At 39.7% G+C, this 11,782-nt stretch carries 12 protein-coding genes; 3 read left to right on the forward strand and 9 right to left on the reverse strand.

Annotated elements, in window-relative coordinates; translation table 11 throughout:
- Nucleotides 1-200 precede the first annotated feature (200 nt).
- Together V7K84_RS15105 and V7K84_RS15110 are read left to right on the forward strand one after the other, a co-directional pair.
- Nucleotides 201-1,820 carry a glycosyltransferase family 39 protein gene (locus V7K84_RS15105; protein ID WP_334839201.1) on the forward strand — a complete coding sequence of 540 codons (1,620 nt, stop codon included), beginning with the start codon at nt 201-203 and terminating at the stop codon, nt 1,818-1,820.
- 261 nt (nt 1,821-2,081) lie between these two features.
- Nucleotides 2,082-2,801, forward strand: a complete 720-nt coding sequence (locus tag V7K84_RS15110) for a DUF4079 domain-containing protein (protein WP_334839203.1) — start codon at nt 2,082-2,084, stop codon at nt 2,799-2,801.
- A 209-nt stretch (nt 2,802-3,010) separates the two neighbouring features.
- Here V7K84_RS15110 and V7K84_RS15115 read toward each other — a convergent pair whose 3' ends face one another.
- Both V7K84_RS15115 and V7K84_RS15120 read right to left on the reverse strand, forming a co-directional pair.
- Nucleotides 3,011-4,189 carry a hybrid sensor histidine kinase/response regulator gene (locus V7K84_RS15115; protein WP_334839205.1) on the reverse strand — a complete coding sequence of 393 codons (1,179 nt, stop codon included), beginning with the start codon at nt 4,187-4,189 and terminating at the stop codon, nt 3,011-3,013.
- Nucleotides 4,190-4,804: 615 nt separating this feature from the next.
- On the reverse strand, nt 4,805-4,999 hold the full coding sequence (locus V7K84_RS15120) for a hypothetical protein (RefSeq protein ID WP_334839207.1): 195 nt from the start codon (nt 4,997-4,999) through the stop codon (nt 4,805-4,807).
- A gap of 331 nt (nt 5,000-5,330) precedes the next feature.
- Between V7K84_RS15120 and V7K84_RS15125 the strand changes: the two genes are divergently transcribed.
- Complete coding sequence (locus tag V7K84_RS15125) at nt 5,331-5,915, forward strand: GNAT family N-acetyltransferase (RefSeq protein ID WP_334839209.1); 585 nt, start codon at nt 5,331-5,333, stop codon at nt 5,913-5,915.
- A gap of 121 nt (nt 5,916-6,036) precedes the next feature.
- Here V7K84_RS15125 and V7K84_RS15130 read toward each other — a convergent pair whose 3' ends face one another.
- The 7 genes from V7K84_RS15130 to V7K84_RS15160 form a co-directional block, all read right to left on the reverse strand.
- Nucleotides 6,037-6,369 (reverse strand): hypothetical protein, encoded by a 333-nt coding sequence (locus tag V7K84_RS15130; RefSeq protein WP_334839211.1) that lies wholly within the window; start codon nt 6,367-6,369, stop codon nt 6,037-6,039.
- Nucleotides 6,370-6,756 carry a hypothetical protein gene (locus V7K84_RS15135; protein WP_334839213.1) on the reverse strand — a complete coding sequence of 129 codons (387 nt, stop codon included), beginning with the start codon at nt 6,754-6,756 and terminating at the stop codon, nt 6,370-6,372.
- A gap of 37 nt (nt 6,757-6,793) precedes the next feature.
- Nucleotides 6,794-7,390 (reverse strand): hypothetical protein, encoded by a 597-nt coding sequence (locus V7K84_RS15140; protein ID WP_334839215.1) that lies wholly within the window; start codon nt 7,388-7,390, stop codon nt 6,794-6,796.
- Between the two features lie 101 nt (nt 7,391-7,491).
- Entirely contained in the window at nt 7,492-8,319 is an 828-nt protein-coding gene (locus V7K84_RS15145) for a hypothetical protein (RefSeq protein ID WP_334839217.1), read from the reverse strand.
- A gap of 9 nt (nt 8,320-8,328) precedes the next feature.
- Nucleotides 8,329-10,722 (reverse strand): hypothetical protein, encoded by a 2,394-nt coding sequence (locus V7K84_RS15150; protein WP_334839219.1) that lies wholly within the window; start codon nt 10,720-10,722, stop codon nt 8,329-8,331.
- A gap of 147 nt (nt 10,723-10,869) precedes the next feature.
- Complete coding sequence (locus V7K84_RS15155; RefSeq protein WP_334839221.1) at nt 10,870-11,298, reverse strand: hypothetical protein; 429 nt, start codon at nt 11,296-11,298, stop codon at nt 10,870-10,872.
- On the reverse strand, nt 11,298-11,627 hold the full coding sequence (locus tag V7K84_RS15160; RefSeq protein ID WP_334839223.1) for a hypothetical protein: 330 nt from the start codon (nt 11,625-11,627) through the stop codon (nt 11,298-11,300). Before V7K84_RS15160 ends, V7K84_RS15155 begins: the two co-directional genes overlap by 1 nt.
- Between the last annotated feature and the right edge of the window lie 155 nt (nt 11,628-11,782).

An 11,782-nucleotide genomic window follows, 5' to 3' on the forward strand; every position in this document is an offset into this window, starting at 1 on the left:
CGCAACAATCACTCGTATGATGACCATTTATCAGGATTTGGCATAGGCGCGGCGAAACCTTCACCCTGAAGATTTACTTTGAGCGATCGCCTCTATACTACGTCTATTTGGTTAGACATTTTTAATAACTAGTTTTGAGAGTCATAAAGTTGTTTCGTTAAAGTAGATAATTGTTGTACAAGTTATTGTGAAATTTAGTTATGCGGCATCTCCAACTTGCTCCCACTAGATTGCGGTTTCTCATTGTAGTTTTGTTAATGGTGGGTATATTTTTTCGTTTTTTTAACCTCGATCGCAAAGTTTACTGGCACGATGAGACTTTCACTTCATTGCGGATTTCTGGTTATACGTCAAATGAAGCCAAGCAGCAAATATTTAATGGTCGCATAATTAATAAGGAAAGTTTTGCCAAATTCCAAAGTCCCAATATGGAAAAAGGCTTACGTGACACCATTATATCTTTGGAAGTAGACGATCCACAGCATGCACCACTGTATTATATACTCGCTCGGCTTTGGGTGGGAATCTTTGGCAATTCAGTAACGGTAATTAGAAGTTTATCTGCCTTTATCAGTTTGTTGATTTTTCCGAGTATTTATTGGCTGTGTCGAGAATTATTTAAAACATCGGCATGGGTATCGGAGGTGGCGATCGCACTCATGGCAATCTCCCCTATTCACTTAGTATACGCCCAAGAAGCACGAGAATACATTCTCTGGATAGTGATTGTATTACTATGCAGCGCTTTATTACTACGAGCCTTACGGTTGGAATCACAAGATCGAGTACTACGCATATTAAATTGGGGAATGTATGCAGTCACTTTGATGCTTAGTCTCTATACATTTTTGTTCAGTGGATTTGTTGTAATCGCTCATGGGATTTATGTAATTGCCACTGCAAAATTTAGGTTTACTAAAACAGTAAAAGCTTATCTATTAGCATCTTTAGTAGGGTTTTTAGCTTTTACACCTTGGATAGTGGTTGTGATAGTTAATTTGTTGCAATTAAAAAGTTCAACAGCCTGGACAAAAACACATTTACCCTTAGATGGTTTAATTAAATCTTGGCTTTTACAGTTAAATCGGATTTTTCTTGATTTAAACTTAGGCTTTGAAAATCCGTTTATCTATCTAATCACACCATTTTTTTTAGTTCTTGTTGGATATTCTATTTATTTTATTTGTCGAAAAACTAACTATAAAATTTGGTTGTTTATTGTCACGCTAATTATGATTCCGGCATTACCTTTAATGCTACCAGACTTACTTTTTGGGGGTATACGCTCACTTGCCGAACGTTATTTATTGATTTCTTATTTAGGAATTCAACTAGCTGTTACTTACTTACTAGCTACGCAGCTAAACAATAAGAGTTTTGCACGCCGGAGAATCTGGCAAATAATCATGGGATTAGTGATTATTTGTGGGCTAGTTTCTTATGGAGTGAGTTCTCAGGCTGATACTTGGTGGAGTAAGGTTATTAGCTCTGGTAATCCACAAGTTGCAAAAATTATTAATCAGACTAATCATCCACTTTTGATTAGTAATGATTCTGGTATTAATTATGGTAATGTCTTTTCTCTCAGCTATCTTTTACAGCCAAAAGTGCAGTTTCAATTAGTAAAAAACCGTTCTATACCCACTATTCCTGATGAGTTCACTGATATTTTTTTACTAAATCCTTCAGATACTTGGCGTAAGCAAATAGAAAAAATTTATAATTATAAAACATTTGTTGTATACGGCGACAAGAATTACTTGCTCTGGAAAATAGAAAATCCACGTAGCGACATATTTTTTGAAAAAATTAGGACTTAACCAAAACTAGACGCTGTAGTTATGAGCAATTCATATAAATGAATTCGCGTCAGTTAGAGAAAAAACTTAATTTATTTTCGACTATTCTTTGCTAGAATAATTATCTTTTATAAGATATTTCAATAGTTTCTTGATTAAAATCAGCTAAAAACAACAAAAATAAATATTAAACAAATTCTCATCTGAAATTAATTTAAGTAATGGTACGATCCTTTAAATTATCCTTTGTGATGAATTCAATGATTCATTGAAAGGTGTTCTATGCAAATAACAGATTTTCTTGGTCTTTTACATCCAGCGATCGCAATTATATTCGTGTTTCCACTCATCGGTACAGTAGTTAATTTTGCTTGGCAAACACGCCAACGCAGATTGCAAATTTTAGCAGGGAGTAAGAGTAAAATTCCTCCAGTGGTGGGTGCAGAACATAAGCAGTTAGGTGAAAGGCTCACAAGTGCAGTTGTGGGATTAACTTTAATCGGATTAAGCTACCCTATTGGCAAAAATATTATCAAAAATCAATTGTGGAATCAAACACCTTTTCAAGTTATTTTTATACTGCTAATATTTGCTGCCACCATCGCCTCATTAGTATTTCTTTATCGGGCAAAACAGCGGGTGTGGCGGGCAGTTTTTGCAACTTTAGCTGGTGCAGGTTTAGTAATTCTAGGCTGTCAAGATGGAGTCTATCGCCGCACCAATGAGTGGTATTGGTCGCATTATTATATTGGTATTACCGCAGCACTGCTGATGATTTTTTCATTAGCAATTGTTCAAGATATTTATCAAGATAAGTCCAATCGCTGGCGTCTCGTCCATACGATTTTAAATTGTATTGCTTTGTTGCTATTTATTGGACAAGGTATGACAGGAACGCGAGACTTGTTAGAAATTCCTCTGAGTTGGCAAGAACCCTATATTTATCAGTGTGATTTTGCTAAGAAAACTTGCCCAACGCCAAATCCCCAAGCACCAAAATAAGCCGAGGAGAATAACTCACACCAATACCCAATCCCTAACTATTATAATTTACTTGCCTAATCATTAGACTTCTTGCATGAATCAATGAGCTTTCACCCTAAATCCCTCTCCCAAGCTTGGGAGAGGGACTTTTTAATTGGCTCCCCTTCTCCCATTTTTGGGAGAAGGGGTTGGGGGTTGAGGGCAAATTTTATATTTGTGCCAGAGGTCTATTGTAGTGGTAGAGTAACAATTACTGTTGTGCCAACACCTTGCTCACTTTCTAATTGAATATGACCACCATGTAACTCTACACATTTTTTAACTATAGTCAGTCCTAGTCCTGTTCCTTGAATTACACCCACATTACTGGCGCGATAGAAGGTTTGGAATAGATGAGTTTGATCTTTGAGAGGAATCCCCATTCCCCGATCTTTGATTTGGAAAATAGCGAGGCGATCTTTGCAAATTAAATCAAACCAAATAGTGTCACTTTCGGGGGAATATTTGATGGCATTGGAAATCAAATTGGTTAAGATACAATTTAGTAGGTCTTCATCCATCTGGGCTTGGGTCGATTCACCTTGAAAAGTAAAGATCAGGCTGTGCTTACTACCTGCATTTAGTTGAAGAATATCTGTGAGTTCGCTACAGAAAGTTTCTAAATTTAAAAGTGTAGGTTTGTATTCGAGTTTAGCTGCTTCCGTTTTACTCAAGAATAATATCTCATCTAAGAGATTAATCATCTGGTTGATAGCATTTTGGATTCGATCGAAATATTTACTTCTCCGGGCATCAGTTAGTTTATTGCTGTTGTATTCAAGGATATCTACAGCCGTCCGAATCGTAGTCATGGGGGTGCGGAACTCGTGAGAAACCATTGCTACAAAGTTTGACTTTAACTCGTTGAGTTCCTGTTCTTTTGCCAGTGCTTGACGGGTGCGTTCTTCACTCTCGCGTAGTTGGTTGAGAATTTCGCTTCTTTCAATGGCATAGCGAATGGCACGCACTAACCGTTGTATAGTTATTTTATCTTTAACTAGATAGTCTTGCGCTCCTTCTGCTAATGCTTGCAGTGCTAAATCTTCATCATCAACACCTGTTAATACCACAACTGGGATATCAGGTACTGCTGCTCTAAATTCTTTTAATGTGTCCAGTCCAATAGAGTCTGCAAGGCTGAGGTCTAACAAAACTAGGTCGAATCTGCGTTGCTTTCGACTCTCTAGCTGAGAATTATCAAGGTTAGACGTAGAATTTTCCCTGCTAGCTTCTATCGCCTCAGATAACCGTTCAACATGTAACATCTGCCATTGTTCTTGATCTGAATTTAAAAATATCCGGCGTAGCAAATGAGCATCACTTGCACTATCTTCTACTAATAGAATGTGAATTGTGAGCTTTTCCATAGTCCAGGGTTATATCAATTTGTTAGATAATCACCTGATTTCCTATTTTTTAGATAGGGATAGAAATCATGCGTTTGTTAGAAGGTTACTAGGCAGTTATTAGATACATATTTAAAGATACCTTAATTTGCGTTGAGAGTAAAATAAAATACTGTTCCTACGCCCGTCCCAGTTCTGACTCAGCCTAGATGCGATCGCCATACTGTTCTCGACGAGTATAAAGACGGTGGAAAACCTCATTCGCGCTATATGTAAATTACTTAGAGCTAGACTCAATGCTATATTACAGTCAATGAGCATAAATTCTTAACCCCCGATTCCCCAAAGCAGAATAATAGCAAGTCTTTAATCAACTGCTGCATCCGCTTTGCCCCATCAATCATATATTCATCCCACTGTTTTGCAACGCTTTATGCTGCTGGATACATTGGGGTTTGGGACTGCGATACCTGCGGTAAGCAACCCTAACGCCCGTAGAGATAATGTAGCTCATAACACAAAAAAATAAGTGGATAATTGTAGCTGTTACACCACATATCCACTCGATACATACTCTATTAGGGTAATTACACAAAACCTGACAAGATGATTAAAACTTGGGAAAGTTAAAATTAATTAACGTGACTCAGTTCCTTGATTGGGGCTACCTGCTACACCATCGTTTTCTGGAGCTTCTGGAGTAGCAGTGGATTTAGCATCACTCTTTTGCGCATCACCAGTTTTGCGGGTACTTTCGTCGATAGGGGTTTCGGCGTCAGGAGAAGCAGTAGACGCAGGTTGTTGATTATTAGATTTTTGTTGTTCAGCCATGATTACATTCCTAATTATTTATCCTTGGGATCATCTTAAAAAATTAGGAGTATGGGTGCATCTATCCAGAATATAGTTATGGCTAATTCCTCCCTCTATCGTAAGTATTGTTTTGTACTACTCATGTCTGCTGACAAAAATCCATAAATATAGAAGTTGTTAACCTTAGAACCCTTGCTATCGTTAATGGAGAACCTAGAAGGGGTTTTATCTCTGAGATACTTTTAAAATTGCTTTATTGATAGTTGCCAGGAAATGGCAAGCGATCTGATTCTGGCTAGGCGAATAATATGGTGTGATGATGGTGATACAAACTATCAAAGTGTAATTAATGAACCAGAGCAATCTATCGTTACCATCTGGATGTGTCCTTCGCAAGGCAACCTCTGGGGATCAGTGGTCGATTCGATTGCTGGTATTTTCAGCCAAACTCGACCCAACCCAATTAAATTGGCAGCAATTTTGGGTAATTGAATACAATCAAAATCTGATAGCTTGTGGACAGCTGCGTAATTTTTCAGGGGCACAAGAACTTGGTAGTTTGGTCGTTGCATCAGCTTGGAGAGGTCGCGGTTTGGGTAGTTTGCTAACGCAGCATTTGATTAATACAGCAACGCAACCACTTTATCTGGAATGCTTAGGTCAACGGCTGATGCAATTTTACAGTCGCTTCGACTTTGTGCCAATATCTTTTGAAGACTTGCCACAATTTCACAAGACCATAGGCTTATCTACGCTCAAGGAGAAATTTAGATTCTCGCAGTTAGCTAAAAGGCTGCTCAAAGTTCCTGTGGTGTTTATGGAATCCCCAGTGGAGTATAAAGGGGAAAATCGGTCACTGAGGCAATATGAAATTTTTAGAATGGCTGTCGTCATTCCGTCCTCTATTCTCATCACTGATAAGCTACTGGGATGATGTCTTCGGGTATCCACACGGAAGAATGCTCATAGCAGCATCTATGTGTATAGGGTTAGCTTTTTACTTTGGACTGTTAAATCTCATTGTTCAAAGCTTCCTGAAGTGAATCCCTGTGTGACTACTCACCGTGAAGAGTCCCTTGATTGCGGATCAACCACGCCTTAATTTCAGTTACTTGCTGAGAGAGTTGAGCTAAGGCGAACTCAATATCTTTAAATCCAGTAGCAACGCCCTGTGAGATTTGTATCTGATTGTTGCGTAAATGGTTAAAATCGCGTTCTTCGTTTACGGCCTTCTCAGCAGCCACTTTTGCTTCCTGAATGGCTTGCTGTCTCTCAAGAGCTGCTTGTTTCTTCTCAAACTTAAATTTACTTAACCACCAAGCGCACCAACCGGATAAAGCACCGATAAAGGCTAATAAGAAACTGGCTAAGTTAGCATCGAATTTCATTTAAACTAATCCTTCTAACTTCAGAGTCCATTGAGCATAAGAGGCTAGAGAGTATTGATTGATTTTTCTATGAGAAAGAATGCAACCAGCAGAGCGAGTAATAATATCTGAATCTCGAAACTCTTTTGGAACTTGAAATTCCCGAATAATACTATCTTCAGAGACTGGAATGTAAATGTTGAGTGATTTACTATTGTCTGGATAGTAAAACCTAATATAAGCACCACTTCTAATTTTTAATTCGTCCCAATCTTGCTGGTTGACTATGGTAGTAGTAATTCTAAAGGTTTCACTTAATGTAGAAGCTGGGAACAATTGCCATTGATTTGAAACGGTAATTTCTCCTAGCTGTTCCCACGTGCCAAGGCTATCAGTAATTGTTGTCATATTACATGGGATTAGATTTTAACTAATCCCAAAAAAATTATTTGGCACGAGCCAGAATTGTTGTTTGGTTCCCATAGCCAATAGTCAAAGTGGCTTCACCTAAAACACCAATCAAATTCCGCTTGTTAGCTTCTTGATCCGAGTCAAAAAATTCATTGAACTTTGTAATTAAAGTATTAACGTTAAGTGTTCCAGAAGCTGTAGTAAATGGAATTGAGTAGTGTGATTGTCCACCGTCTGCATCATAGGGCTTAGTGTAAACTGTTCCCCAATCAGTAGCAACACGCTTGCCAGTTGCATCGCCAAAGTACCAGCAAATTTTTATGATAGGTACTTTACTACCTTTTAGTATTTCCACTGGCGAAGAACCATCAGGAGCATCAGCAAGCAATCCACAGGCTGTAATACCAGCAACTAATGTACTGCCACCAAATTTAATAATCCCAGCTTGAGGCACGGTTAACTTTAAAAGCCTTCCAGCTATTACTGGATCGCGGTAGTAGACCGTAGCTTTATCTTTGGCTTTTTGTGGAGTAGCAGTACTTTCTACCTTTCGCTTTTCCATCGCCGCTTTACGGCGTTTAGCCTGTTCTAATAGCTCAGTGAGGTCGCCAATACTTTTATATCTACCCATTGTTTGCTGCCTGTAGCGGTTGTGTGTTTGTCCACACTAGCAATGCTTTTGAGTAGTTTTTTTTCACCGGAAGGGTTAAACCCTTCGGATATTTTTTGGTCTTACTTATGAACGATCGGATTGCGCCTATATCCAGTCCTGTCATACAGACAAATAAGGTTTTTCAACCCTGGAACTCGGATCATGCTTTCTTTAAACTTTACTTCACAAATGGGACGGGAGCGAGAGTCTTTAATTTGTTTACCTAGAATTGTCTTATGTCCTGGAATTGTTGGGTATTTTTCAGCAGGTTCTGCATTTTCTTCAAAAGATAAATACTTCCAGTCTGGAGTGTGATTTTGAATGTCTAATGTTTTTTGAATTAAATTTTTTGCATCACTTGTATTTCTGCAAAGTAGTTGTAGCTGATACCCTCTATCCCAATCAGCATACACATACATTGTTTTTCCTTTTTTCCAAATTAATCCACTCCCAGCACCAAATATAGACTTTATTTTGTTACCGTATCTTTCTAAGTCAGTCTTGCTTAATGTTTCCGAATTTTCACTCATCAACCTGAAGGATATTGTTCCATCTAGCCGAGAATAGCCAGGTTCTACATCATTTAAATCTTCTATAAAATAAAGTTTTATTTGGGGATGATATTGTCTTAGCTTTGCAGGAATGTATTTTTCTGTATCTAATAAATCAGATGAACTTTCAAAATCTCCCATAGAGAAGTAAAAGCACAGAAGCCTTGCAACCGTAAGGGTAATAGGGTCTTTATCCTTGTGTAAACTCACCATTTTCGCAACATGCCGAGAATTAGTAGTTGTTAACTCGGATTCTGCGATTTCATCTAAATCTTTAAAATGTCCGCGCACAGATTTATTTACGTATTGCAAGCAAAATTGCTGAATTAATTCAACATCATTAGGAGGATTGGGCATATTCTTGTCTTAGTCATCATTTTTCTGAACATCGGTTGATTCAATTGGCTGATTAACTTTAGCTGCATTTTTTTCACCAGTAACTAGTGCTTTGATGGCATCTTCACCAGTTTTTTTAGAATCTTCAAATTCTTTTTTCTGGTCTTTGAGTTGATTAAAATTATCTCCAATACTCACGATATCTCCAGTTACTTGAGAAAACGCACTTACAGCATTTTCGATTGGTTGAGCATTTTCTAGAACTGCATCCCACTTAGCTTGTTGTGCTGTTCGTGCTGTAGTTCTCTCGCTCATGTCAGAAAATGCATCTTCAAATATTGCTCCTCCTCGCTTAAGAGCATTACCTATTTTTCCCGTATTATTAACAATCAATTCTGTAATGCTTCTCATGGAATCAAACATTCCTTGAATGTTCCAAAGTGCATTGGTAACACTTTGATAAGTTCTATTAGCAGCATTCCAGGTTGTATTAATATTTTGAAGGGTTGTCTCTCCAAATATTGATTTAAAAAAGTTGCCAGTCCATTGGCTGATAATTCCACCAAAACCAGACTCTTCACCTTTTTCATTTTTCCACTTGAATCCAACAGCTTGCCCTAAGTTATCAATCCCGCTAAATAATGTTTGGACAATGTTATTGCTCAACATTGCTGCATTATGAAAAGTAGTAATCAAAATCAAAATGTTGAGAATTCTATCTATTTGCAAGGTTTGCCACAATCGAGTAAAAGTACCAGACAAACCACCCGGCAATTGGTTGCCAAGCTTGCTATTAATGATGTTTAACAATGCCAACTGTGCTGCACTTGCGGCCGCACTGACTACATTTAAAATCTGCTGACAGATGGCGAATATTGGTGCTAGTGCTGCCATGATCGGCGTTAGGATTGTGGTTCGTGTGGCCGTGTGCTGAACAGTACTATTTGCACGAGTTTGAGTGTGTTGTGAAATAATCAGCGCTCTTAAACTAGCTGCTTCTGCTGGATTCACATCCCTACCATTCCTTCCGGGTATGCCGGGTACGCCTTGCCTTCCTGTCTGTCCTCTTGCTCCAGGTGTGCCGGGTAAAGTTACCACAGTTGTTACACCATCTCTGCCTGGTGTACCTGGCACTCCCTGTATTCCCTGTAATCCCCTTTCCCCTTGCCTTCCAGGGATGCCAGGTATACCTTGCAATCCACGAAGCGACTTTACGCCCTGGTACAAGGCGATCGCAGTTAGAGCTGTGGTTAGCGCCACACCTGCTTTACCAAGTGCATCTTGGGCAACACGCTTGGCTTGTTCTCCTATTCCTTGAGCCTCGGTAGCTTTTTGATATGCGGTTGTGGCATTTTCATTTGCTCTCGAAGCATTTCTCACGGCTCCGTCAGCAGTGGTTTGCGCTTGAGATGCCTTGCCGTCGGCTCGGACTGCGATAACTCTGACACCCGTAACAGACTCAATAGCCTGTCCTGCTTTTAAATTCGCTGCCTCACCAATACCTTTAGCATCAATAGCGATATTTTTTACATCCGCGATCGCACCCTCGTTTCTGCCTATGCGATTTTGTAGTCCGAGCAGTTTACCAAGTATGCCAGAGACACTGTTACCGAGTGCTACAAGACCCGCTTCAACGGCATCTATTCTGCCACCTAAAACTTCGAGGGTTGCTAATTGTTCTATTAAGGTAAATATCGTTCCGATTACCTGAAATATTTCTAAAATTCGCCCCGCTAACCTTGCTGTTGCTGATAAAGCTTGCCTACTTATTCCGATAGCTTCAGCGGCTTTTACAACAGCATCACCCACTGCACTTTCAATTTTAGAAATAGTTCTTCCCAAATCCCCTAATTTTCCTTTGACTCCATCAACAATACCCTTCAATCCGCTAACTTCATTTGATGCTTTTAGCGCTTCACTTGATGCTTGCACGGCTTTACTAGTAGCACTTGCTGCTTTGCCATCAGCTTGACTTGCTAATCCTTTCGCTAATTCTGATTCGCGGCTAGCAATTTTTGCTATATCCTCAGCAGAGTTTGCTTTTATCCGTGCCGCTTCTGCTTGCTTTGCTGAAAGTTCAGCCTTTTGTTCGGCATATCCAGCTTTATCGAAAGCCGTGTTCGCCTTGCCTTTAGCAGTTCCGGCGATTGAGGAAGCTTCGTCAGCCGTAGATTGTGCAGATACAGCTTTTCTACTGGCTGTCACTGCTTCTGCTCTAGCCGCTCCAGCTTCCCTAGCAGCATTTGCAGCATCGCTTACAGCACTTTCTGCTGTGTTTTTTGCGCTAAAAGCTTTTTCCAGTGCCTCTCGTGCTTTGTCGAAAGAGTTTTGTATTTGAGGCTGTAGTTTGTTAGTTACGAGTACCACGCCTCCGGCAACAGCAGTATTTATATCTGGTTGCAGCGCGGATCGTGTCGTGCGCACAATGCGACTTTCATCTATCTGTGGTATTCGTGCTATTTGAGCTTTTAAATCATTAATTTGGGATTGCAACTTATCACAGCAATCACACTTCCCAGCGCAATTTAGCGCTGATTGCATACTCCCAATCACGCTGGAGGTACTCATAATTTATGTGCAATTTCTATTTTTTAATTGATTTGATAATCCTTGAATTTGCGCCCAATCTGAATTAGAAATACATTTACCGCTGCATCCAGTACCACCACAAGCGGTTTCACATTCTTCGAGCGTGGCATGAATACCCGGCGTGCCATAAACAGAAGCCATTATGCAAGCCCCATTAATGCAATCGTGGGGTGTTGCGGTAGCGGTGAATACTGCTGATGTAATACTAGGGGTAGCGCTTGTACTACCTACCCAATTCGGGTACATAATTCTGCTATCAGCAGCGCTCAACAAACTCCACTGACTACCGCCAGATGTGAGCCCAAAATATGGCGCATCATCACTATACCCAGCAATACCGCTAGTAGTATCGGGCGGGAAGAAGCGTGAGTAGACAACAGATACTGCCCAGGTTCCAGATTGTCTCGGCATTAGTAATCGTCTGGATCTAAGGTGGAAGCAGTATCAGCCTTGGCTAAGTTAAAGGTGATTTGGTCAACTCTGTAGGGGTCGTTATTTGTCCCGCGAGTTGTAAAGCTTGAAAAACCAGCAGCAGCATAAATTGACTGGTCAATATTCGCGTCAAAACTTGCTTGGGTTAGGTAAGACTGGGCTTTAAGGAGAATGGCCACTAACAAACTTTCAGCACTATTACTACCAGAAGCCGTTAGACCAGTTAACGAGGCTTTTGTAATAGTAAGTATAGAACTGTCCTGAGTTGCACTCGCGCCAAAGACTTGTACTAAAGTTGGTTCTGCCATAAATCAAAACGGATTTTTAATTGAAGTGAATAAATCCGTTTTATGCGGTAGCCAAAATTATGTAAATGTTCCACTTTTATGTAGAAGTGGAACATTTACGGATGTCGTGTATCCTTTGCTGGGAATACGATTGAGCCAATATTTGCTAATAGTGA

The organism is Nostoc sp. (genome assembly GCF_036917315.1).
In the GTDB taxonomy this organism is placed as follows: domain Bacteria; phylum Cyanobacteriota; class Cyanobacteriia; order Cyanobacteriales; family Nostocaceae; genus Nostoc.